This is a genomic window from Micromonospora sp. DT81.3 (genome assembly GCF_049847225.1).
GTDB lineage: Bacteria > Actinomycetota > Actinomycetes > Actinomycetales > Microbacteriaceae > Microbacterium.
Genome location: NZ_JBNCNY010000005.1, coordinates 1 through 23514, shown reverse-complemented (window position 1 = coordinate 23514; position 23514 = coordinate 1). Strand labels below are relative to the sequence as shown.

The 23514-nt window shown below is 71.9% G+C and carries 22 protein-coding genes and 1 pseudogene; 16 read left to right on the top strand and 7 right to left on the bottom strand.

Going from position 1 to position 23514, the window contains the following annotated elements; all coding sequences use genetic code 11:
• A complete protein-coding gene (locus ACPW96_RS12370; protein ID WP_425883414.1) occupies positions 1-1302 on the bottom strand; it encodes a glutamyl-tRNA reductase in 1302 nt (433 codons plus the stop codon).
• Between the two features lie 63 nt (positions 1303-1365).
• Between ACPW96_RS12370 and hemE the strand changes: the two genes are divergently transcribed.
• From hemE to cofD, 11 genes are all read left to right on the top strand, one after another.
• Entirely contained in the window at positions 1366-2421 is a 1056-nt protein-coding gene (gene hemE / locus ACPW96_RS12365) for a uroporphyrinogen decarboxylase (protein ID WP_425821184.1), read from the top strand.
• Positions 2418-3863, top strand: coding sequence for a protoporphyrinogen oxidase (gene hemG / locus ACPW96_RS12360; RefSeq protein ID WP_425883412.1), 1446 nt, complete (start codon positions 2418-2420; stop codon positions 3861-3863). Before hemE ends, hemG begins: the two co-directional genes overlap by 4 nt.
• 123 nt (positions 3864-3986) lie before the next feature.
• On the top strand, positions 3987-4403 hold the full coding sequence (locus ACPW96_RS12355; RefSeq protein WP_425821182.1) for a hypothetical protein: 417 nt from the start codon (positions 3987-3989) through the stop codon (positions 4401-4403).
• On the top strand, positions 4403-4813 hold the full coding sequence (locus ACPW96_RS12350) for a phage holin family protein (RefSeq protein ID WP_425821181.1): 411 nt from the start codon (positions 4403-4405) through the stop codon (positions 4811-4813). Before ACPW96_RS12355 ends, ACPW96_RS12350 begins: the two co-directional genes overlap by 1 nt.
• Positions 4803-5105: a hypothetical protein gene (locus ACPW96_RS12345; RefSeq protein WP_425821180.1), complete on the top strand. Its 303-nt coding sequence runs from the start codon at positions 4803-4805 to the stop codon at positions 5103-5105. The genes ACPW96_RS12350 and ACPW96_RS12345 overlap by 11 nt, the downstream gene beginning before the upstream one ends.
• 52 nt (positions 5106-5157) lie before the next feature.
• Positions 5158-5871 carry a hydrogen peroxide-dependent heme synthase gene (gene hemQ / locus ACPW96_RS12340; protein WP_425821179.1) on the top strand — a complete coding sequence of 238 codons (714 nt, stop codon included), beginning with the start codon at positions 5158-5160 and terminating at the stop codon, positions 5869-5871.
• A gap of 46 nt (positions 5872-5917) precedes the next feature.
• A complete protein-coding gene (hemC, locus tag ACPW96_RS12335) occupies positions 5918-6919 on the top strand; it encodes a hydroxymethylbilane synthase (protein WP_425821178.1) in 1002 nt (333 codons plus the stop codon).
• Complete coding sequence (locus ACPW96_RS12330; RefSeq protein WP_425821177.1) at positions 6916-7725, top strand: uroporphyrinogen-III synthase; 810 nt, start codon at positions 6916-6918, stop codon at positions 7723-7725. Before hemC ends, ACPW96_RS12330 begins: the two co-directional genes overlap by 4 nt.
• A complete protein-coding gene (gene hemB / locus ACPW96_RS12325; RefSeq protein WP_425883411.1) occupies positions 7722-8711 on the top strand; it encodes a porphobilinogen synthase in 990 nt (329 codons plus the stop codon). Before ACPW96_RS12330 ends, hemB begins: the two co-directional genes overlap by 4 nt.
• Positions 8684-10057 (top strand): glutamate-1-semialdehyde 2,1-aminomutase, encoded by a 1374-nt coding sequence (hemL, locus tag ACPW96_RS12320; protein ID WP_425883829.1) that lies wholly within the window; start codon positions 8684-8686, stop codon positions 10055-10057. Before hemB ends, hemL begins: the two co-directional genes overlap by 28 nt.
• A 304-nt stretch (positions 10058-10361) precedes the next feature.
• Positions 10362-11324 carry a 2-phospho-L-lactate transferase gene (gene cofD, locus ACPW96_RS12315; protein WP_425883410.1) on the top strand — a complete coding sequence of 321 codons (963 nt, stop codon included), beginning with the start codon at positions 10362-10364 and terminating at the stop codon, positions 11322-11324.
• A gap of 94 nt (positions 11325-11418) precedes the next feature.
• Here cofD and ACPW96_RS12310 read toward each other — a convergent pair whose 3' ends face one another.
• The 4 genes from ACPW96_RS12310 to cofG are packed head-to-tail and all read right to left on the bottom strand — an operon-like array spanning position 11419 to position 17223.
• Complete coding sequence (locus ACPW96_RS12310; RefSeq protein WP_425821173.1) at positions 11419-12102, bottom strand: 2-phospho-L-lactate guanylyltransferase; 684 nt, start codon at positions 12100-12102, stop codon at positions 11419-11421.
• A complete protein-coding gene (gene fgd, locus ACPW96_RS12305) occupies positions 12099-13118 on the bottom strand; it encodes a glucose-6-phosphate dehydrogenase (coenzyme-F420) (protein WP_425821172.1) in 1020 nt (339 codons plus the stop codon). The genes ACPW96_RS12310 and fgd overlap by 4 nt, the downstream gene beginning before the upstream one ends.
• Positions 13115-14581, bottom strand: a complete 1467-nt coding sequence (locus tag ACPW96_RS12300; protein WP_425883409.1) for a flavin-containing monooxygenase — start codon at positions 14579-14581, stop codon at positions 13115-13117. The genes fgd and ACPW96_RS12300 overlap by 4 nt, the downstream gene beginning before the upstream one ends.
• Positions 14578-17223 carry a 7,8-didemethyl-8-hydroxy-5-deazariboflavin synthase CofG gene (gene cofG, locus ACPW96_RS12295; protein ID WP_425883408.1) on the bottom strand — a complete coding sequence of 882 codons (2646 nt, stop codon included), beginning with the start codon at positions 17221-17223 and terminating at the stop codon, positions 14578-14580. The genes ACPW96_RS12300 and cofG overlap by 4 nt, the downstream gene beginning before the upstream one ends.
• 115 nt (positions 17224-17338) lie before the next feature.
• Here cofG and ACPW96_RS12290 point away from each other — a divergent pair, with 115 nt between their 5' ends.
• Positions 17339-17782: a hypothetical protein gene (locus ACPW96_RS12290; protein WP_425821169.1), complete on the top strand. Its 444-nt coding sequence runs from the start codon at positions 17339-17341 to the stop codon at positions 17780-17782.
• Here the strand turns inward: ACPW96_RS12290 and ACPW96_RS12285 are convergent, their stop codons facing one another.
• Positions 17783-18607, bottom strand: a complete 825-nt coding sequence (locus tag ACPW96_RS12285; RefSeq protein WP_425883406.1) for a hypothetical protein — start codon at positions 18605-18607, stop codon at positions 17783-17785.
• A 461-nt stretch (positions 18608-19068) separates the two neighbouring features.
• Positions 19069-19974: pseudogene (locus tag ACPW96_RS12280) on the bottom strand (ATP-binding cassette domain-containing protein); the annotation flags it as partial.
• 119 nt (positions 19975-20093) lie between these two features.
• On the opposite strand from ACPW96_RS12280, the gene ACPW96_RS12275 reads away from it, so the two are divergent.
• The 4 genes from ACPW96_RS12275 to ACPW96_RS12260 form a co-directional block, all read left to right on the top strand.
• Positions 20094-21164: an enoyl-CoA hydratase/isomerase family protein gene (locus ACPW96_RS12275; RefSeq protein WP_425883405.1), complete on the top strand. Its 1071-nt coding sequence runs from the start codon at positions 20094-20096 to the stop codon at positions 21162-21164.
• A gap of 36 nt (positions 21165-21200) precedes the next feature.
• Complete coding sequence (locus tag ACPW96_RS12270) at positions 21201-22079, top strand: LssY C-terminal domain-containing protein (RefSeq protein WP_425883404.1); 879 nt, start codon at positions 21201-21203, stop codon at positions 22077-22079.
• Complete coding sequence (locus tag ACPW96_RS12265; RefSeq protein WP_425883403.1) at positions 22076-22600, top strand: hypothetical protein; 525 nt, start codon at positions 22076-22078, stop codon at positions 22598-22600. Before ACPW96_RS12270 ends, ACPW96_RS12265 begins: the two co-directional genes overlap by 4 nt.
• A 307-nt stretch (positions 22601-22907) precedes the next feature.
• On the top strand, positions 22908-23514 hold a 607-nt coding region (locus ACPW96_RS12260), incomplete at its 3' end, for a hypothetical protein (protein WP_425883402.1).

Sequence of the window (23514 nt, the reverse complement as noted above, 5' to 3'; positions counted from 1 at the left end):
TCAGCCGGCGGCGAGCTGGTCGGGGCTGCCGGCCGCGGACTCGCCCGGCTCGTCGACCTCGATGCCGAAGAGGGTGTTGAGGGCGGCGACGTACTCCTCGGCGCGCCCCGCTTCCGCGAGCTCGTGGGCCCGGGTCGTCGGCGTGTGCAGCAGCACGCCGACGAGGTGGCGCAGCGACTGCTCGGTGCGTCCGTCGTCCCCGCGGGCCTGCGCACGGGCGATCTCCGACTCGAGCACGCCGAAGACGTGCGTCCGAAGGGCCACGACCGCCGGGGTGAGGCTCTGCCGTTCGCCGACGATCGCGAAGCGGCGGGCCGCGTCGCTCACGACCTGCCGAGCGGCATCCGTCGCCTGCAGCTCTTCGAGGGGCGCATGCAGACGGATCGTCTCGAGGTCGAGCAGCGCCACGCCGGGAACGGACGAGACGTCCGGGTCGACGTTGCGGGGGAGGCCGAGGTCGATGATCAGCCGGCGGTGCGCACCCTGCGTGCCGGCGGCGAGGGCACCCGTGCGCAGGGTCTGCGCCGTCAGCACCGGCGCTTCGGCGCTCGTGCAGGTCACGACGAGGTCGGCGCCCGCGGCGGCCGCGGCGTAGCCGGCGTCATCCACCGCACGAATGCCGTGCTTGGTCGCGAACTGCGACGCGCGTCCCGAGGGGGAGTACACGCGGATGTCGGTGGCGCCGTGATCGCGCAGGGCGGCGAGGGTCGCCGCCGCGTAAGAACCGGTGCCGACCATGAGCACGCGCTGCGTCGCCCAGTCCGCGATGCGGCTGTCGGCCAGGTCGAGGGCGAGCCGGACGAGCGACCGCCCGGCACGGCCGAGAGCCGTGGCGTTCTTGACGCCGCGCTGCGCCTCGGTCGCGCGCTGGAAGAGGCGCTCGAGTTCGGGGGAGGTGGTGCGGTGGCGCCGCGCTTCGGTCAGCGCGCGACGCACCTGGCCAGCGATCTCGCCCTCGCCGACGACCACGGATTCGAGCCCGGACGCGACGGCGAAGAGGTGCTCGGCGACGGCGGGGCCGGTCACGACCGAGTACGAGCTTTCGAGCTGCGCGGTGGTCACGCCGGTGGCGGCCTCGATCGCGAGCATCGCCGCTTCGACGCCGACGGCGCCGGCCGCGGTCACGGGCTCGTCCATGTCGATGTACGCCTCGAACCGGTTGCAGGTCGCGAGCACGACGGCCCCCTGAACGCATTCGTCGTGCTCCGCGATCAGCGGAGCGACGTCGCGGGTGTGCAGACTGAGCCTCTCGAGGAGGTCGAAGGGGGCGGTCTTGTGACTCGCCGTCACGCACAGCAGCACGCATACATTCTACCGGGCCGCGCAACGCCGCCAGGCCAGAGGGGCGGGTGCGAGGATGGGAGTATGCCCCTGGTCGATGCCCCGCTGCTGCGCGCGCCCCTTCTGAGAGCGCTGAAGGGCGATCGACCAGAGACCGCGCCGGTGTGGTTCATGAGGCAGGCCGGCCGCTCGCTGCCCGAATACCGCGAGCTGCGGGTGGGCACGCGGATGCTGGATGCCTGCCTCACTCCGGAGCTCGCCGCCGAGATCACCCTGCAGCCGGTGCGTCGCCACCGGGTCGACGCGGGCATCTTCTTCAGCGACATCGTGGTGCCGCTGCGCCTCGCCGGGGTCGACGTGCACATCGAGCCGGGCCGGGGTCCCGTCTTCGCGCAGCCGATCCGCACCGCGGACGACGTCGCCCGCCTCATCGCGATCGACCCCCGGACCGTGTCGGCCGCCGCCGACCCGATCCGCGAAGCCGTCGGCATCGTCACCGCCGAGCTCGGCGAGACGCCCCTCATCGGCTTCGCCGGAGCGCCCTTCACCCTGGCCGCCTACCTCGTCGAGGGAGGCCCCTCCAAGGAGCACCTGCGAGCCCGCGCGCTGATGCACGCCGACCCCGCCTCGTGGCACGCGCTCGCCGGGTGGCTCGCGGCGGTCTCTGGCGCGTTCCTCTCGGCGCAGGTCGACGCCGGCGCCTCCGCCGTGCAGCTCTTCGACTCGTGGGCGGGTTCGCTCTCGCCCCAGGATTACCGCGCCTTCGCCGCCCCGCATTCCGCGGCGGCGCTCGACGCCGTGCGCGGACGCGTTCCCCTCATCCACTTCGGTGTCGGCACCGGTCCCGTGCTGGCGGACATGCGGCTGGACGGACGGGCGGATGCCGTCGGCGCCGACTGGCGGATGCCGCTGGACGATGCTGCGGCGATCCTCGGACCCGACACCACGGTGCAGGGCAACATCGATCCCGCCCTGTTGGGAGCTCCCTGGCCGGTGCTCGAGCAGCACGTGCGCGACGTGCTGCGCCGCGGCCGCGCCGCCCGGGCCCATATCGTGAACCTCGGGCACGGAGTGCCGCCGGACACCGACCCCGACACCCTGACCCGCATCGTCGAGCTGGTGCACGCGGAGTCGTCGTGAGCGGCGAAGCCCTCGAGGAGCTGGCCGCCCACGCCCGCGAGACGCGCGTCGTGGTGATCGGCGCCGGCATCGCCGGGCTGGTGGCCGCCTATGAGTGCGCCAAGGTCGGCATCCGCGTCGCCGTCTTCGAGCAGTCCGGCCTCGTCGGCGGCTCGGTGCGCACGGCGGACGTCGGGGGCATCCCCCTCGACGTCGGCGCGGAGAGCTACGCGACCCGCGGCGGCCACGTGCGCGCACTCGTCGAGGAGCTCGGCCTCGGCGGGAGCATCGTCGCACCCACCCCCGGTGGGGCATGGGTCGTGGGGCTGCCCGCGTCGCCGGGCGCGGCGCCGCTCCCCAAGGGCGGGGTGCTCGGCATCCCCGACAACCCCTTCGCCGACGACGTCCGCCGGGTGATCGGGTGGCGCGGCGCCTGGCGTGCCTATCTCGACCGCGTGCGACCGCCCCTGACGATCGGGCACGAGCGCAGCCTCGGCAGGCTCGTGCGAACGCGGATGGGAACCGCCGTGCTCGAGCGCCTGGTCGCTCCGGTGACCACGGGCGTCTACTCGTCGCACCCGGACGACATCGACGTGGACGTCGCGGCCCCCGGCCTGAACGCCGCGCTGACCCGCGCCGGTTCCCTGTCCGGCGCGGTGGCGGTGCTGCGTGGCGAACGCACGACGGCCCCCGGGGCGGCGATCGAGGGAATCGATGGCGGGGTGTACCGGCTCGTGGGGGCGCTCCTGGCACGGCTCGACGAGTTCGGGGCCGAGGTGCACACCGGCGCGACCGTGGAGTCCGTCGATCGGGTGGGCGAGCGCTGGACCGTCTCGGTGGCGGGGCAGGAGGAGGAGCGCGCGGATGCCGTGATCGTCGCCACCCCCGAGGCCGCCGCCCGGCGCCTGCTCGCGACGGCCGTGCCCGCGCTCGGGACCGCGGCCCTGCGTCCGGGCCCCGACGTGCACGTCGTCACCCTCGTGCTCGACGCGCCGGCGCTCGACGCGCACCCCCGCGGCACCGGCGTGCTCACCGTCGCGGGTGCGAGGGCGGCGAAGGCGCTCACGCACTCCACCGCGAAGTGGCCGTGGCTTGCCGAGCGCATGCCGGCCGGGCGGCACGTCGTCCGTGTGTCCTTCGGCAGCCAGGGCGAGCCGCCCGCGACCACCGGGCTGAGCGACGAGGACGCCGCCGCGCTGGCCCTCGCCGAGGCATCCGCTCTGCTCGGCGTGCCCCTCTCAGCCAGCCAGCTGGTCGACGCACGGCTCGAGCCCTACGGGCAGGCCCAGCCGGCCTCGGTGCTCGGTCAGCGGGATGCGGCCGCCGCGGCACGCGGCGCGATCCACGGGGTGGACGGGCTCGCGGCCACAGGCGCGTGGCTCTCGGGCACCGGCCTCGCCCAGGTGGTGCCGGACGCGATCGCCGAGGCCGAGAGGGTGCGCCAGTCGGCGCTGTGGGGCTGAAATAGGCGGTTAAGCACTCCTGACCGCCCGGTGTCAAGGGTTACGACGGGTGGATGCCGACTTCGGCATGCGGGGCTAACCTGGAGGCAGATCAGCAGGAAAACCCGAGCGTAAGGAGACCCCATGAAGGGCAAAGTCGGACTCGTCATCGGCCTTGGAGCGGGCTACATCCTCGGCTCCCGCGCCGGCAAGGAGCGCTACCAGCAGATCAAGGAGCAGTTCCTGAAGGCCTGGAACACCGAACCCGTGCAGCAGCAGGTGACCAAGGTGCAGGACTTCGCGAAGTCCAGCATCGCCTCGCTGCCGTCGGCCGTGTTCGACGGCGCGGTCAAGGTCAAGAACGCCGTCACGAAGCAGGGAACACCGGGCGAGAAGCTCGACTCGGGCATCAAGGCCGGTCAGTCATCGGCGGAAGACGTCAAGAAGGCCGCGGCCGAGACGGCCGCAGCGGCGAACGCCTCATTCGACGAGGTGGCCGCCCCCGCGAACGGCGATGTCACCGGACCGAACGCCGCGTCGCTGCCCACCGGCCAGATCTGATGACGACACCACGGGGCTTCCGCGATCGCGCGGACGACAGCCTCTTCACGCTCCTGGGCGACGTCCCGGAGCTGGTGCGCAACCTCGTCGTCGCAGAGGTCGACAGCGCCAAAGTGTGGGTGACCAAGACGGCGAAGGACGTCGGGGTGGGCGCCGGGTGGTTCGTCGCCGCCCTGTTCTTCCTGTTCTGGTCGATCGCGGCCTTCGGGGCGTTCGTCATCATCGGCCTTTCCTCGTGGTGGCCGGCCTGGGTGTCGGCGCTCGTCGTGTTCCTCTTCCTCGTCGTCGTGGCCCTCGTGCTGGCGCTGCTGGGCTATCTGCGCTTCCGTAAGATGTCCAGCAGCCGCACGCCCGTTGACTCGGTGCAGCAGGACGTCCGCATGGTGAGAGAGGTCGGCGATGAGTTCTAGCAGCGCGATGGCACCGAAGAAGCAGGTGCCCGTTCCCGTTCCCCGCACCGCGGTCCCGCTCGGGATCTCCGATCCGGTCGAGAGTGCGCGCGCCGAGCTCAAGGCCGCGCTGATGGCGATCGAAGTGAAGGCCAATGTGCCCAAGCGGCTGACGACCGCCACCGACGACGGCGTGCGCAAGGCGCGCGTCTTCGCACGCCGTCAGCCGGCCGCCGCGATCGCCGCCGTCGTCAGCATCGCCGCAGCCGTGGGCACTGCCGTCTGGGCGGCGGTGCGCGCCTACGCGCGCTGACCCGCCGGACCGTGCGTTTGGCCGCGAGCACGTGGCGGGACAGACTGGACCCATGGCCGAGTACTTCTCACCCGCGCCCTTGCAGGATTCACCCGACCCGCTGACGGCATCGCCGAGCGGTTTCACGCTGTGGGCGGTGTGGCGGCGCGATCCGGTGCGGCCCGTCGTCGAACCGGACGACACGGAGCTCACGGCGATCGTCGACCTGGTGGAGCAGAGCGGCGTCACCGTGCGCGGCTTCTACGACGTGAGCGGGCTGCGCGCCGACGCGGACCTCATGGTGTGGCTGCATGGACCGCTGCCCGAGGACCTGCAGCGCGCGCTGCGCCGACTTCGCCGGACGGAGCTGCTGAAGAACCTGCTGCCGACGTGGAACGCGATGGGCGTGCACCGCGACGCGGAGTTCAACCGGCAGCACGTGCCCGGATTCCTGCGCGACATCCCGCCGAAGAGGTGGCTCTGCCTCTACCCGTTCGTGCGGAGCTTCGAGTGGTACCTGCTGCCGGAGGAGGAGCGGCGGCGGATGCTGGCCGAGCACGGCCGCAAGGGGGCGGCCTTCACGGGCGTCCTCGCGAACACCGTGGCCTCGTTCGCCCTCGGCGACTACGAGTGGCTGCTTCCGCTCGAGGCCGACGAGGTGACCGAGCTCGTCGACCTGATGCGCGACCTCCGTGCCACCGACGCGCGTCGGCACGTGCGGGAAGAGGTGCCCTTCTTCACCGGGCGCCGTCTCGAGCTGCGCGAGATCGCCGAGGTTCTCCAGTGAGCCGGCGTGGGATGAGGGCCGCGGCGCACCACGGGGCAACGTGCCCATGACGGCGCCGCTGCGGCTCGGCACCCGGCGCAGCGCCCTGGCGCTCGCCCAGTCGACCCACGTCGCCGACGCGCTCGCGGCCGCTTCCGGCCGGAAAGTCGAGCTCGTGCCGATCGTCTCCGAGGGCGATGTCTCCCGCGCCTCGCTCGCGGAGCTGGGCGGCACCGGCGTCTTCGCGACCCGTCTCCGCGAGGCGCTCCTGGCGGGCGAATGCGATCTGCTCGTGCATTCGCTCAAGGATCTGCCGACGGCCGACCCGCCCGGCCTCACGATCGCGGCGATTCCGGTGCGCGAGGATGCCCGCGACGTCGTCGTGACCCGCGACGGCACGCCCCTGCACCGCCTGCCGGCCGGCTCCACGGTCGGCACCGGATCGCCTCGCCGCATCGCCCAGGTGCGCCGGCACAACCCGCGCATCCGCGTTCAGGACCTCCGGGGCAACGTCGACTCCCGCCTCGGGCGCGTGCGGGACGGCGAGCTGGATGCCGTCGTGCTGGCCGCCGCCGGATTGTCGCGGCTCGACATCCTGAGCTCGCAGCAGTTCGGGTTCGAGCCCCTCGGGCTCGCCGAGTGGCCCACCGCCGCCGGCCAGGGGGCCCTCGCCGTCGAAACGCGGGCGGATGCCGCATCCGATCTGCTCGAAGTGCTCTCCCGGCTCGACGATGCGGCGACCCGCATCGCGGTCACGGCCGAGCGCACCGTGCTGTCCGAACTCGAGGCCGGCTGTCATGCCCCCGTCGGGGTGCACGCCCGGCTGCTCGCGGGCGAACTGCGGGTGCGTGCGGTCGTCTACGCGCCGGGCGGCGATCGGCGCCTGGCCGTCGACAGAACAGACAGCGTGGACCCGGGGTATATTCGATTGCAAGGCAGTGGCAATGGAGCGGACGCTGCCGATGGCACAGACCCGATCGTCCGCGCTCGCGGTATCGGGCACGCTGTCGCCCATCGGCTGCTCGAACGTGGGGCAGCCGGCCTGGTACCACGAGAGTCAGCCCCATGAACCCAGCCTTCGGACACCCGAAACCCGACAAGCCCCTCGTCGGGTGGCGCGTTCTGGTGCCCCGAGGCGGTCCGTGGGGTGATGGCGTGGCCGCGAGCCTTCGAGCGCAGGGTGCCACCCCCGTCGTGGCGCCGCTCATCAACTTCGCACCGGCGAACGATCTCGAAGCGCTCGATGCCGCACTGGCCGACCTCGAGGCGGGCCACTTCGACTGGCTCACGGTCACAAGCGCGACCACGGTCGATGTGCTCTACGCGCATCGGACGTTCATCCCCGCCCGCACCCGCATCGCGGCCGTCGGTGAGACGACGGCGGCGGCCCTCCAGGCCGCCGGCTACCGGGTCGATCTGGTTCCCGATCGCGACAACTCCGCCGCCGGCATGGCCGAGCAGCTCACCGCCCTCGAGCCGGCGCCCCCGCCGCGGCGCATCCTGACCCTGCGGAGCGAGATCGCGAAGCCCGTGCTGACGAAGTCGCTGATCGCCGCCGGCCACGACGTGCGCAGCGTCGTGGCGTACCGCACCGTCGGCGTGCCGGTCACCGAACGCATCGCGCGCGACGTGGCGAGCGGCCGCATCAACGCCATCCTGGTGACGAGCGGCTCGGTCGCCGAGCAGGTGTACGCCCAGTTCCCCGAGATCCCGTCCGAGACCGTGATCGCCGCGATCGGCCCCCGCACCGCGAAGGACGCCCGCAAGGTCGGCCTCTCCGTGGATGTCGTCGCCGACCGCCAGACGGTCGATGCGCTCATCGAGGCTGTTTCTCAGTTCAAGCTCCCGCACGCCGCCGACGAGTTCCAATCGTGAGCTTCCCCACCCACCGCCCTCGGCGGCTGCGGCAGTCGCCCGCCGTGCGGCGGCTCGTGCGAGAGACGCACCTCGCGCCGTCGCAGCTCGTCCTGCCCCTCTTCGTGCGGGAAGGGCTGAGCGAGCCGGTCCCGATCGGCTCGATGCCGGGGATCGTCCAGCACTCGCTCGACTCGCTCCGGCGCGCGGTGGCGGATGCCGCTGCCGCCGGCGTCGGCGGCGTCATGCTCTTCGGCGTCCCCGAGGTCCGCGACGGCAGGGGCTCCGGAGCCGACGACCCGGACGGCATCCTGAACGTCGCGACCACGGCCGTCGCGGCCGAAGTGGGCGACGCGCTGGTGGTGCAGACCGACCTCTGCCTCGACGAGTTCACCGACCACGGCCACTGCGGCGTGCTCGACGAGCGCGGCGGCGTCGACAACGACGCGACCCTCGACCGCTACGCCGCGATGGGCCTCGCGCAGGCGCGTGCCGGATCCGCCATGCTCGGCCTGTCCGGCATGATGGACGGCCAGGTCGGCTTCGTGCGTGCGGCTCTGGATGCCGAAGGCTTCTCGGACACGCTCCTGCTGGCGTACTCGGCGAAGTACGCCGGCGCGTTCTACGGACCGTTCCGAGAGGCCGTGGATTCCCAGCTCAAGGGCGACCGCCGCACGTACCAGCTGGACCCCGGCAACGGACGCGAGGGCGTTCGCGAGGCGCTGCTCGATGCCGATGAGGGTGCGGATGTCGTCATGGTCAAGCCCGCGCTGCCCTACCTCGACGTGCTGGCCGAGGTGCGCGCCGCCGTAGACATTCCCGTGTGGGCATACCAGGTGTCGGGCGAGTACGCGATGATCGAGGCGGCCTCGGCGCACGGCTGGATCGACCGCCGCGGGGCGGTGCTCGAGTCGCTGCTCGGCATCCGCCGGGCCGGAGCGGACGCCGTGCTCTCGTACTGGGCGATCGAGGCCGCCGGCTGGCTGCGGGACGGAGTCCGATCGTGACCGTTCTTCATCCCTTCGATGCCAACGACGAGCTCTTCGCGCGTGCGCGCGCCGTCATCCCCGGCGGCGTGAACTCGCCCGTGCGCGCGTACGGCTCCGTCGGCGGCACGCCGCGGTTCCTCGCCTCGGCGAGCGGGCCGTACGTGACGGATGCCGCCGGCCGGACCTACGTCGACCTCGTCGCCTCGTGGGGCCCCGCGCTGCTCGGGCACGCGCATCCGGAGGTCGTCGAGGCCGTCCGCGAGGCGGCGAGCAGGGGTCTGTCCTTCGGCGCACCCACCGGTGCCGAGGTGGAGCTCGCCGATCTGATCGCGGGCCGTGTCGTCGCGCCGGACGCGCCCGTCCCCACGCCGATCGAACGCGTGCGCCTCGTGTCGACGGGCACCGAGGCGACGATGACCGCGATCAGGCTCGCCCGCGGGTACACCGGCCGCGACCTGCTCGTGAAGTTCGCCGGGCACTACCACGGGCACTCCGACGGGTTGCTGGCGGAGGCGGGATCCGGCGTCGCGACGCTCGCGCTGCCGGGCTCGGCCGGCGTGCCGGCACCGGTCGCCGCGCAGACGCTCGTGATCCCGTACAACGACGTGTCCGCGGTGGATGAGGTCTTCGCCGCGCACGGCGACCGCATCGCGGCCGTGATCGGCGAGGCCGCCGCCGCCAACATGGGCGTCGTGCCGCCGCTTCCGGGCTTCAACGCGGCCCTTGCCGAGCGCACGCACGCCCACGGGGCGCTGCTGATCATCGACGAGGTCCTGACCGGGTTCCGTGTGCACCCGGCGGGCTTCTGGGGGCTGCAGGCGGCGCAGGGCGAGCACTACACCCCCGACATCTTCACGTTCGGCAAGGTCGTCGGCGGAGGGATGCCGCTCGCCGCGCTCGGCGGACGCGCAGACATCATGGAGCGGCTCGCGCCCACCGGGCCGGTGTATCAGGCCGGAACCCTCTCGGGGAACCCGCTCTCGGTCGCCGCGGGCCTCGCGACGCTGCGGCTGGCGACGCCCGAGGTGTACGCGCGGGTGGATGCCGCCGCCGACGCGGTCGCGACGGTCCTGTCGTCCGCCCTCGCGGCCGAGGGCGTCGAGCACGCCGTGCCCCGGGCGGGGTCCCTGTTCGGGCTGGTGTTCGCCGCTTCGGTGCCTCGGGAATACGCCGCCGCCCAGGCGCAGCAGTCGTGGCGCTACCCGCCGTTCTTCCACGCGATGCTCGACGCGGGCGTCTCGCTCCCGCCGAGCGTCTTCGAGGCCTGGTTCCTCACGGCGACGCACGACGACGAGGCCCTCGGCCGGATCATCGAGGCGCTCCCGGCCGCGGCCCGTGCCGCGGCATCCGCCCCGCGCCCTTAGGGCGCCGCGCGCCCCTTTGCCGCTTCGCGCTGCACGGCGTTCGTCGAGCTGCCGCCCCGACGGAGCGCCCTCGGCGCCCCCTTGCCGCTTCGTGCTGCACATTCCTGCACGCGCGGCTCATGTCCCCGCAGCGCGCGTCGAGAAGCGCAGCGCGAAGGGCGGCGCGAAACGCCGCAGGGGAACCACCCCCTGCCCGGCGACACTCAAGTCTGCGCGAACCTCAGCGCAGACTTGCGTACGTTGAAAGAGAACACCGGAACCCGCGCGACACGCCGGTGCCGCAGCCGCCGGTAGGGTCGAACGAGTGCGCATTCTCATACTCGCCGGAGGCGTCGGCGGCTCGAAGTTCACCCTCGGAGTCCGCGCGGCGGCCGGTCACGACGACCACATCACCGTGGTCGCCAACACCGGCGACGACCTGTGGCTGAGCGGAGTACGGCTGCAGCCCGACGTCGACTCCATCGTCTACGCGCTCGCCGGCGTCAATGACACGCACCGGGGCTGGGGGCGCGCGGGGGACACGGAGCGGGTCAACGAGGAGCTGCAGGCGTGGGGCGCCGGCTGGCCCTGGTTCACCCTCGGCGACCTCGATCTCGGCACGCACCTCGCCCGCACGGGGTGGCTTCGCGACGGCGCGACGCCGACGCAGGTGCTCGATCGGATGTCTCGCCGCTGGCCCCTCGGCGTGCACCTGCTCCCCATGACCGACTCAGAGGTCGACACCATCGTCACCGTGCGGGACCAGGATGGCGAGCGGCCCATGCACTTCCAGGAGTGGTGGACGCGGTGGCGGGCCGCCCTCGAACCGGTGCGCTTCGAAAATCCGGGCATGGCCGTGGCGCGGCCCGCACCCGGAGTCGCCGAGGCGATCGCCAACGCCGACGTGGTGCTGCTGGCACCCTCCAACCCCGTCGTCTCGATCGGGCCCATCCTCGCGGTGCCCGGCATCAGGGATGCGCTCACGGCGACGCGCGCGGCGGTCGTCGGCGTGTCCCCCGTGATCGGCGGCCGAGTCGTCCGGGGCATGGCGGATGTCTGCCTCGCGGCGATCGGCGTCGAATCGAACGCCTCGGCCATCGCCGCGCACTACGGAGCCCGCGCGAGTGGGGGAGTGCTCGACGCCTGGCTGCTCGGCGAGGAGGACGAGGTACTGGCCCCCGAGGTCGAAGCCGCCGGCATCCGTGCTGTCGTGGCGCCGCTGTGGATGCGCGACGAAGCCACCTCGGCCGCCCTCGCCAGTGCCGCGCTCGGCGCCGGGCGACGTTGACTCCCGACCCGAGCGCGTGGCATCCGGGCCGTGTGCACGGGTTTGGGGCGCATTCCCTCCGCTGGGGCGCACGAGACGCGCCCCGACGGACGGATCACGCCCCGAGGTTCGGCAGAACCCGAGGCGGTGAGGCGGCGAGCAGCGCGGCCGTTCGCCGGCCGAGGCCGAGCGCCGTGGCCTGCGCCAGCTGATCGGCGGTGTCCACGTCGCGGCGCAGGGTCGAGTCCTCCGGCACGGGCAGCGCCGCGAAGCCGAGAGCCAGGTGCGCGGCGAACGACCCCTCGCCGAAGGCCGAGCTCCACGGGATGCCGGCACGCGCGGTGACCAACGTGGAACCGGTGCCCTCGGCATCCGCCACCACCCCCCGGTCGACAATCGCGGCGGCCGAGAGCGCCGCGGCCAGATCCTCTGAGCGCAGCGCCGGCAGGTCCCCGAGCAGGGCAGCCCGCGGCATCCCCTCGCCCACGGCGGCCGCCCCACGTGCGATAGCCCCGTTCAGTCCGCCGGCGAGCACGGTGGGCGGCAGGGTCAGCGCCTCGGCGGCGCTCGGCGTCTCCTCGACGAAACGCAGACCCGGGATGTCCGCCGCCTGCAGAACGAGCCCGGCGTCATCCGTCACGACGACGACCCGCTCCACCGCTTCGCACGCCGCCGCCGCCGCGATCGTGTCCAGCGCCACCGCGCGGGCGATCGCCACCCGGTCCACGGCGTCGACGGCGAGCCGTGACTTGCCCAGGACCGACGGCTTGACCGGGACGAGGACCGTCCAGCCGGTCATTCCGGATGCCGCGCGCGCAGCCGCGGCAGGATCTCGGCGCCGTATGTCCGAAGGAACTCCTCCTGGTCGTGCCCCGGGTCATGGAACACGAGGTGGCGGAAGCCCAGGTCGATGTACCGCGAGATCGACTCCACGTGCTCTTCCGGGTCGTCCGACACGATGAACCGCGACGCGACGCGCTCGATCGGCAGCTCCGCCGCGAGCCGCTGCATCTCCAGGGGGTCGTGCACAGCCATCTTCTCCTCGGCCGACAGGGCGAGGGGCGCCCAGAACCGGGTCTTCTCCAGCGCCACCGCGCGGTCCGGGTGGTACGAGACCTTCACCTCGATGAGGGTGTCGATCGCGTCGTCGGCCCGGCCCGCCTTGGACAGTCCTTCGCGCAGCGCGGGCAGCAGCGTGTCGGTGTACAACTCGGGGGCCTTGCCCGACGTCGTGATGTAGCCGTCGGCGATGCGACCCGCCAGCCGCGTCGCCGCCGGGCCGGAGGCGCCGATGTAGATCGGCACCTTCTGGTCGGCCGGTGGACGGTCGTAGATCGTCGCGTCGTGGGTGGAGTAGTAGGTGCCCTCGTAGGTCACCCGGTCCTCTGCCCAGAGTTTCTCGATGAGCGCGATCGCCTCCTTCATGCGCTGGAAGCGCTCGGGCGGCTCCGGCCAGTCCAGCCCCAGGGTCACCTCGTTGAGCGCCTCACCGGTTCCCACGCCCAGGATGACGCGCCCGGGGTAGAGCACGCCGAGCGTCGCGAAGGCCTGCGCCACGACCCCCGGGTGGTAGCGGAAGGTCGGCGTCAGCACGGAGGTGCCCATCACGATGCGCGAGGTGCGCTCGCCGAGCGCGCCGAGCCATGGGAGGGATGCCGGGGCGTGGCCGCCCTCGTGCATCCATGGCTGCAGGTGGTCCGACACGAACACCGAATCGAAGCCCATCTCCTCGGCGAGCACGCCGAACTCGAGCAGCTCGCGCGGGCCGAACTGCTCGGCGGATGCCTTGTACCCGAAGCGCAGGGGGATGGTCATGGGGTTCCTTCCGACAGCGGCGAGGGTTCGCGGGCGAACGCCGCGGGATCGATGCGGGCGAGGCGCTCGCGGAACTCGGCGACCGTGCCGGGCCAGAGCAGGGTCAGGCGGCCGGAGCGCTCGTCGACGTACCAGTTGCGGCATCCGCCGGCGACCCACGACGTGCTCGCGGCCCGGTCGTCGATCTCCGACGTGTACGCCTGTTCGGCGTCGGCGTGCGCGTCGATCGTGCGACCGTCGGCGAGGCAGCGGAGCACGAACTCCGACTGTGCCTCCATCATGAGCACCGCGGAGTTGTGGCCGAGCGACCCGTTGGGCCCGTTCAGCACGTACACATTCGGGAATCCGGAGATCAGCGTCGAGGCGACCGAGGTCATTCCCCGGCTCCAGTGTGCGGCGAGCGTTTCTCCGTCGGAGTTTTCGACCAGATCGGCGTACGGCTGGCGCGCCGCCTCGAAGCCGGTGGCGAGCACGAGGATGTCGGCGTCGTAGCGCGCTCCGCCCGCCGAGACGAGAGCCCGCCCCTCGACCGCCGCGAGCGCAGATGCCTCGAGTGTCACGGCGCCGGACACGACGGCCGGGTAGAAGTCGTCGGAGAGCAGGACGCGCTTGCACCCGAAGGCGTAGTCGGGCGTGAGAGCTTTGCGCAGCGCGGGATCGGGGACCTGCGCGGTCAGGTGCGAGAGGGCGATCGAGCGAGCGGATGCCGCGGCCGCGACGTCTCCGGAGCGCGAGGCGTAGCGGGCCTCCCCCTCGGTGTACAGGTCCGCGCGCAGGCGCGCGAGCGCGCCGGCGTCGCTCGCGAACGCCAGGCGCTCGGCATCCGTGTATTCGCGGCCCTCGCGCGGGACGATCCAGGCGGGCGTCCGCTGGAACAGGGTCACGGCGGCGCCGCGCCGGACCAGCTCGGGCACGAGCTGCACGGCGCTCGCACCGGTGCCGACGACCGCGATGCGGGCTCCGTCGACGGCGACGGAGTGATCCCAGCGCGCGGAGTGGAACAGCGGGCCGGGGAAAGACTCCAGCCCCGGGATGTCGGGCACCGACGGCTCGGTGAGCCGCCCGCACGCCAGGACGAGAGCTTTCGCCTCGATGCGGCGCGCGCCGGCGCCGCCGACGTCGAGCTGCCACAGGTCGCCGTCCCAGCGGGCCCGCAGCAGCGGGGTGTCCAGCTCGATGTGGTCGCGCACCTGGTCGGCGACGCGATCGAGGTAGGTCCTGATCTCGGCGCCCCGGGCGAAGACGCCCGACCAGTGCGGGTTCGGATGCTCGACGAAGCCGTAGAGGTGCGAGGGCACATCGCAGGCGACGCCCGGATAGGTGTTGTCCCGCCAGGTTCCGCCGACGGAGTGCCCGCGCTCCAGCACGAGGAACGACTCGCGGCTCTCGCGGCGCAGCGCCAGCGCCATGCCGATGCCGGCGAAGCCGGCCCCGACGATCGCAACATCGATGGGCGCGCTCACGAGTGCGCCTCGCGGTAATCCGTCGTACGCAGGCGGAAGGGCCGGAACAGTCGGCGCGCGATGCGCGCGGCATCCGCCGCGGGAAGCTCGAGTCCGTACTCCGCACCCACCCGCGGCAGCACACGGCCGTCGAGCAGCGACCCGCCGAGGTCGTCGGCACCGGCACCCAGCAGCACCGCCGCGTCCTCGCGCCCGACCCGCGTCCACGGAACCTGCAGGTGCGGGATCGATCCGCTCAGCATCAGCCGCGCGACCGCGAACATGGCGCGGTGCTCGCCGATGGGCGAACGGCCCTCGACGAGGGGCACCCCGTGCCCTGGCAACGGGATGGGGACGAACTCCGTGAACCCGCCTCCGGTCGCTGAGCCTGTCGACGCCGTCTGGATCGCGCGCAGGGCACGAAGGTGCGCGATCCGCTCGGCCGCTGTCTCGACGTGCCCGTAGAAGAGCACCGAGGTGGAGCGGAAGCCGGCGCGGTGCGCCGCGACGATCGCCTGCGTCCACCGATCGATCTCGAGGTCGCCAGGGGCGACGAGCGCACGCACCCGTTCGCTCAGCACCTTGACGCCGGTGCCGGGCACGGTGTCCACACCCGCTTCGCGGAGCGCCACGAGGGCGCCATCGAGGCCGAGCCCGCCCCGGTCGGCGAGGTCGACCACATCCGCCGGGCGGAAGGCGTGCAGGTGCACCCGCGGCGTCGCCGCCTTGATGGTCCGGGCGATCTCGAGGTAGCCGAGCGGGTCTTCGGATGCCGGCAGCATGCCCTGCACGCAGAGCTCCGTGGCGCCGAGGTCCCAGGCATCCGCGGCGATCGCGGCGAGGTCGTCGAGGCCATAGGTGTCGGGTTCGCCCGTCGGAGCGGCGCGGAAGTTCGTCGACGCCACGTTGCGGTTCACCACCAGGCTCACCGCCTCGCCGACGGTGTACCTCCGCACATAGTCGGCCGTCGCCGTCAGTGTGTCGAGGTCGGCACCGGTGGCGAGCAGCAGCCGCTCCCAGTCGGCGTCGTCGAGCGAGAGCGGGTCCGAGGCGGCCGACTCGAGGAGTCGTGCGAACCCGTTCGAACCGGTCCTTGTACCTGAACCGGTCCCTGTGCCTGAACCGGTCCCTGTGCCTGAACCGGTCCCTGTGCCTGAACCGGTCCCTGAGCTTGTCGAAGGGTCGTCCCCACCCGCCGACGACGCCTCGACAGGCTCGGCGACCGGGGTGGTTGACGACGCCTCGACAGGCTCGGCGACCGGGGTGGTTGTCGACGCCTCGACGGGCTCGGCGACCGGGGTGTTTGTCGACGCCTCGACAGGCTCGGCGACCGGGGTGTTTGTCGACGCCTCGACAGGCTCGGCGACCGGGGTGGTTGTCGACGCCTCGACAGGCTCGGCGACTGGACGCTCGGCCGCTGGGCGCGTCGTGCCGGCATCCGCTCGAGCGAGTCCCGACTCGGGATCCGCCAGGGCCAGCGTCGCCGGCGTGATCGCGGCGTCGAGCCACTCGTCCGCCGCGGCGATGTAGGGGCCGTGCACCGTGAGCCGCTCGCGCAGGTCGAAGCCGAGCTCCGCGGTGCGGGCGGTCAGATCATCGAGGTGCGGCCACGGCCGCTCCGGATTGACGTGGTCGGCGGTGAGCGGCGAGACGCCGCCCCAGTCGTCGGCGCCTGCGCGCACCAGCAGTGCGAACTCCTCGGGGTCGGAGAGATTCGGCGGCACCTGGATGCGCATGTGCGGCCCCAGCACCAGCCGGGCGACGGCGACCGCCGACACATACTCGAGGAGGGACGCATCCGGAGCGTCGTGCATCGCGGTGCGGGGCTTCGCGCGGAAGTTCTGCACGATCACCTCCTGCACGTGCCCGTGGCGCTCGTGCGCGTCGCGGATGGCGACGAGCGACTCGGCGCGGTCGCGCAGGGTCTCGCCGATGCCGACCAGGATGCCGGTGGTGAAGGGGACCTTCGCGCGTCCGGCATCCTCGATCACATCCAGCCGCAGCTGCGGATCCTTGTCCGGCGACCCGTAATGCACCTGCCCGGGTTCCTCGAACAGCGCGCGCGAGGTGGTCTCGAGCATCATGCCCATCGACGGAGCCGTGGGTCGCAGCGCGCGCAGCTCGTCGAGGGACATCACGCCGGGGTTCAGATGGGCGAGCATCCCGGTCTCGGCGGTGACGAGTCGCGCCATCGCCCCCACGTAGTCGAGCGTCGAGGCGTAGCCGTGCTCGTCGAGCCACGCCCGAGCCTGCGGCCAGCGGTCCTCCGGCCGGTCGCCGAGCGTGAACAGCGCCTCCTTGCAGCCGAGCGCCGCGCCCTGCCGGGCGACCGCGAGCACCTGCTCCGGCGTCATGAACATCGGCTTGTGCATCTTCAGCAGCTGGCCGGGGGTGTCGACGAAGATGCAGTAATGGCACCGGTCGCGGCAGAGGGTGGTGAGCGGGATGAAGACCTTGCGCGAGTACGTGAGAACACCCGCGCGACCGGATGCGGCGAGCCCGGCGTCCCGCATGCCGGCGGCGAGTGCCAGCATCCGTTCCCTGTCGTCCTCGTCCGCGCGCAGCAGCTCTTCGGCGTCGTCGGCGGTGAGCCGCGCGCCCGCAGCGGCCCTGGTGAGCGCCGGGCTCGCCAGGTGACCGGAGGCGCGTTCGAGCAGGGTCACACGTCCAGTCTCGCACCGTCGCCGCGCGGCCGGGGCCGGTGCCACGGGCACGATCGTTGCCGCTCTGTGAGCAATTCCCAGGGTTCGGCGACCACCTCGCTGGCAGACTAGAGGCATGGTGACTCTGCTGCTGGATCAGACGCAGCTCGAGGTCGTGCTCTCGATGACCGAGCGTGCGCTGTCATTCCGCAAGGGGAATGTCGTGGTCGATCGGTCCACGATCACCAAGGTGCAGCTCACGGATGACGCCTGGACGTGGCTCCGCGGCGTGCCTAGCCCCGGCACCTATCTCCGAGGCGTTCTCGCGATGGGTGCCTGGAAGTCAGCCGGAGGCACCGACTTCGCGCTGGTGCGCAGGCACCGCGCGAGCGTCGTGATCGACCTCGAGGGTGACGACCAGTTCGAGCGACTCATCCTCACCACACGGCACGGGTTGGCGCTGGTAAAGGCGCTGCGGCTGGACGTGCCTGAAGAGGCGTCGGATGTCGTCGACATCGCTGCCGCGGCGGCCAAGAAGCCGCGGGCGCGCCGGGCCCCGAGCCCGGCGCCCGCGACCTGATCAGGTGACGTCGCGGTGCCAGCTGGTGAAGTTTCCGATCACCAGCAGCACCACCGCGTACCCCAGCAGCACGAGTCCGCCGACCCACCACTCCAGCGTCGCCACGGGGGCCGCCGATGGTCCGCCGAGACCCGTGAAGAAGCTCTGTCCGACAAGGGCATCGCTTGCGGCGCCTGGTAGGTACTTCGTCAGCTCTCCCAGCCAGTCGATGAGCCCGCCCGCGATGCGGAGCACCGGCTCGACGACCTGGGTGAAGGCGAGCACGATCACGATCGCCACGACCTGATTGCGCACGACCGCGCCGATGCCGATGCCGATGATCGCCCACAGCACGAGGGCGAGGATCGCCCGGCCGAGCAGCAGCCATGTGTCTCCCGACGAGAGCAGGGGATCGATGTCGTAGGCGGCCAGGATGCCGGCTGCGGGGCCCACCGCGGAGACGACCGCGATCACTCCGAACAGCAGGCCGAGGACGATGCCGGCTGCGACCTTCGCCGCGAGCGCGATGCCGCGAGCCGGGGTGGCGAGGAATGTCGGGGTCAAAGTCTGGTGCCGGAACTCCGAGGTCACCATGAGCGTGCCGATGAGCAGCGGGAAGACGTACCCGATCGACGTCGCGATGCTGTACATGACGAGCGGCAGGCCGGCGGGGTCAGGCGGCGGTGAGCCGGCTTCGGAGCCGAGCTGCCCCGTGGACAGGGCCCCGAAGAGGCCGGCCATGCCCGCGGCGAGCATTCCCACGTAGAGGACGAGGACGACCGCCAGGATCCACCAGATCGCCGTCGTGAAGACCTTGGTGAGCTCGGAACGAATCGCTGCCGTCATCTTCATCGCCTCTCACCCCCTTCATCCTCGGTGCTCGTATCGCCCGAGTCCTCGTCCGGGGGCTCCTCCGTCGGGTCCGGGAGAGGCTCGTGGATGTCGGAGGAACTCTCGATTTCAGGCTCGGCTGTCTCCGCGTCGATGCTCTCGATGGCGGTCTCGTCGTAGGCGGCGAAGAACCGGTCCGCGTCGGCGTCCGAGTCGGAGCGGGAGTCGTCTTCGGCCTCCGCGGCTGGCTCTTCGACGGGCTCTTCATCGACCGGATCCGGCGGGACGTCGTCCACGGGCGGCACATCATCGTCGGGCTCGGCTTCGGCGGCGGGGATCACGTCGATGACCCCCGTGCTCGCCACGGAGAATCCGGCGGTGGACGCGGCGGGCGTCGTGGCCTCGTCCGCCACTGCGTCGTCGGGGATGGCGGCCGCGCCACCGACCGCCGGCGCGGCGCTCTCGTGCACGCGGGCGCCGTCGACCAGCTCGAGGAAGATCTCCTCGAGCGAGGGCCCGCGGCGCTGCAGTGACGACAGGGCGACGCCTGCAGAAGCGGCGACCGCGCCGATGTGGACGGTGTCGGCCGCGCGGACGGTGAAGCCCGACCTCAGAACCTCGAAGGCCACGCCGGCGCTGCGCAGGGCGTCGGCGAGCGCCGCGCGGTCCGGCGCATCGACGACCACGGCCTGCTCGGTCTGATCGGAGAGTTCGTCTAGCTGTCCCTGGAAGACCAGCCTTCCGCGGGCGATGATGAGCAGCGAGTCGACGGTCTGCGACACCTCGGACAGCAGGTGCGACGAGACGAGCACCGTGCGGCCCTCGCGGGCGAGTTGGCGCAGCAGCCCGCGCATCCACTTGATGCCCTCTGGGTCGAGTCCGTTCGCCGGCTCGTCGAGCACCAGCACACCGGGGTCGCCCAGCAGGGTGTATGCGAGTCCGAGGCGCTGCCGCATCCCGAGCGAGAATCCGCCGACCCTGCGTCCCGCGACGTCCGAGAGTCCGACGAGGCCGATGGCGTCGTCGATACGTGAAGCGGGGAGACCGGCGGCCTGCGCGTAGACCTTCAGGTGGTTCGCCGCCGTGCGGCCCGGGTGGAAGCTGGACGCCTCGAGGGCAGCACCGACGGTCCGCAGGGGGTGCGAGAGCTTGGCGTAGGGGACTCCGCCGATCGTCGCGGTGCCCTCCGTCGCTCGGACGAGGCCGAGCAGGATGCGGAGGGACGTGGTCTTGCCGGCCCCGTTCGGACCGAGGAAACCCGTCACGGCCCCCGGTTCCACGCGTGCGGTGAACTCCGACACGGCGGTCACCGGACCGAAACGCTTGGTGACGCCGGAGAACTCCAGCACCTGACCGTCGGGCATGCCGAAGCCTCTCCTCATGTGGGCAGTTCCCCCCATCTTGGCGGAAAAGGCCCGTCGGCAAGTCCCGCCCTCCACAGGCACGGGGTGGCGCAGGCGTGGGAGGTGCGCAACGCGAGCGCGGGAGTAACGTTGCCGACGTGACAGACGCGACACACGCCCCGGATTCGAGGGTGCGTGCCCGCACCTCCGGCGGCCTCGGCCACCTCACCCTGGATCGGCCAGAAGCCATCAACGCCCTGGACCTCGGGATGATCCGCGACCTCGAAGCGGCCCTCGACGCGTGGAGCACGCACCCCGACGTGCAGCTCGTCCTGCTCGACGGCTCGGGCGAGCGCGGGTTCTGCGCCGGCGGCGACGTCCGCGGACTGTACGAGCAGATCGTGGCCGGGGAGACGGATGAGACCGGTGGCTTCTTCCGCGAGGAGTACGCCCTCAACGCGCGCCTCGCCGAGTACCCCAAGCCGGTCGTCGTCTTCGCCGACGGCATCACCATGGGCGGCGGCATCGGACTGGCGGGGCACGCCGCGATCCGCATCGTGACCGAGCGGTCCCGGCTGGCGATGCCCGAGACCCGCATCGGGTTCACACCGGATGTCGGAGGCACCTGGCTGCTTGCCCACGCACCGGGCCGGCTGGGTGAGTACCTCGGGCTGACCGGCGCGTCGATGACGGCATCCGATGCCATCTATGCCGGCTTCGCCGACCACTTCGTCCCTTCCGATCGCCTTTCGTCCCTCGCGGAGGCGCTGGAGACCCGGGCCGACCCGTCGAGCCCGACCGAACTCGTGCTGCTGTTCGACGAGTCGGTCGAGCCCGGCCGGCTGAGGGCCGACCAGGTCTGGATCGACGACGCCTTCTCTGCCGACACCGTCGCCGAGATCATCGGCCGGCTGCGTGCGAGCGACGCGGATGCGGCATCCGCCACCGCCGATGCGCTCGAGCAGCTCTCGCCCACGGCCCTCTCCGTCACCCTCGCCGCCGTGCGGGCGGCGCGCGAACTGCCCGACCTCCGTGCGGCGCTCTCCCAGGAGTACGCCCTCGTGATGTGGTTCGCGACCACCCAGCCGGATCTGCGCGAAGGCATCCGCGCGCAGCTGGTCGACAAAGACCGCAACCCGAAGTGGAACCCGGCGGCGATCGCCGACGTGCCGTCGGAGCGCCCGGGCGAAGCCCTGGCGCACAGTCCGCGGATCCCCCTGTGGTCATGAGCGAGCCGGCCAGCTCATGAGCGAGCCCGCCACATCATGAGCGAGAGTGAGGATGACCGTGCGAGGCGCCGGCGCCGACGGCGATACTCGCGCGGGGTCGCCCTGGATTGGTTCTTCTTCATCTTCGCGGGCCTCTCGTCGATCTGGCTGGCCTACCTGAGCTTCACGGAGAGCTTTCGCGTCGGCTGGTGGGGACTGCTGGCGGCGGTGCTGTTCTGGGCGCTGCTGGCCTATCTGGTGCTGCCGAGACTGCATCGGATCCTCACCACGATCTACGTTCCCGAGTACTTCATCGGTCGGGCTCGTACGAGCGACGGACTGCTCGGCGACCCCGTGAACCTCGCCCTGATGGGGGAGGCCGACCAGATCCACTCGGCCATGGAGGACGCCCACTGGACGAGGGCCGACCCGGTGACGCTCGCGTCGTCGTGGGGGATCATCACGTCGACGCTCAGCCGTCGGAGCTATCACCAAGCGCCGGTCAGCCCGCTCTTCCTGTTCGGGCGCCAGCAGGACTTCGCGTACCAGCAGGAGGTCGACGGCAACCCGGCCCAGCGTCATCACGTGCGGTTCTGGAGGTGCCCGGACGACTGGCTGCTCCCGGGCGGCATCCGGGTGGACTGGCTCGCCGCGGGCACCTTCGACACCTCGGTCGGGCTGTCGCTGTTCACGCTGCAGGTGACGCACAAGATCGATGCCGACACCGATATCGAGCGCGACCACATCGTCACGACGATGACTGCCGCCGATCCGCGTATCTCGGTGGATGTGGTGCGCGACTTCTCCACGGGTTACCACGCCCGGAACGGGGGTGGCGACAGCATCCGGACCGACGGCGACCTGCCGATCGTCGACGTGCGACGGGTCGTGGGCTCGGCGCCGCCGCTGCCCACGCACTCCGCGGAGGCGACGTGACGGAGAACAAACGGCCGGCGTACGAACCCGCGGCGCGGCTGCTCGAGCGCACCCACTACGACCCGGACATGCCGCGCCCCCTGGCGACGGTCGCCGGCGCGGCGCTCGTGCTTCTGCGCGTCGTGGCCGGCATGTTCTGGCTCGGGGCGCTGGTGCTGCAGATTCCCGACCTTGTTGAGACCTCTCAGATCACGCTGGAGGCCGCCTCGGATGCGCAGGCTGCGTCGTTGGGAATCACGGTGGTGCTGGTCGTCGGAGGGGTCGGGCTCCTGGTGGAGGCGCTGCTCGCGTTCCTCATCTATCGAGGGGTGAACTGGGCCCGGGTCCTGGTGATGGGGTTCTCGGTCGTGTCGATCTCGTTCTCGTTCGCGGCGTGGTGGGCCGAGGACCAGGAGATCACCATCAACACGACGTTCGTGACGCTCGCCTTCGACATCCTCGTCCTCCTCGCCCTTTCGAGCCGGGATGCCGCAGCCTACGCACGCCGCAACGAGGGCCGCCCGCCGGAGTCGGGCGCGTGAGCGCGTCGGAGCGTCCCAGTCCCGGTGGCTGAGCGAGCGCAGCGTCGTTCGGCTCCTCGCTCAGTGACCGCTTCGCGTGATGAATCGCCCTCAGCCGTGACTCTGAGCGCTTCAAAGCGTTCTATCCCCGGTCGCTGAGCGAGCGTAGCGAGACGAATCGCCTAGGAACCTCCGCGGAGCGCCGGCGGTGTCGTCGCTTCCTCCACAGGGAGCACCCGAATTAGGGTTTGAACAGGGCCTGGTTTGTTTTGCTGATCTGGGCTGTTCCGGCGGCTCGGATGTCGGTGGTTGGCGGTTGAATGAACACATGCACCCGCTCACCGACACCCTCCACGCGCTGGAGACCGCGCTCGGTGAAACGGTCGCCGCCGCGTTCACGGCGGACACCGTGTCGGGGCTGGGCGATGAGGACCTGCTCACGGTGATGGCGACCGCGGCGCGGATGATCCGTCGGGCGGAGGCGGTGCTGGTGGAGTGCACCGGACAGGTGCAGGACCGCTCCGCCGCCGCCTCCCTGGACGGGCGGCTCACCACCCGGATGGGGTGCCGGTCGGTGTCCGAGCTGGTCCAGCGCGCCACGCTCGTCTCGAAGCAGACCGTCACCGGGTACGAGCGCGCCGCCCGCGGTGTGCACCAGCAGGTCGCCCCGTCGTCGGGGCAGAAGCTGCCCGCCCCGTTCCCGGGGATGCGGGCCGCGCTGATCGACGGCGCCGTCGGAGTCGACGGTGTCGTCGCGGTGCTCGGACCGTTGTCCCATCTGGCGATGACCGCGGGACGCAGCGCGCACCTGGCCGCCCGACGAGGAGTTGGCGGCCTGCGCGCGCGGTGTGGGGGTGAATGCGGCACCCCCGGCGACCGCGGAGGAGCTGCGCGTGTGCGCGCAGGTGTGGGCGGTGTTCCTGGATCAGGACGGC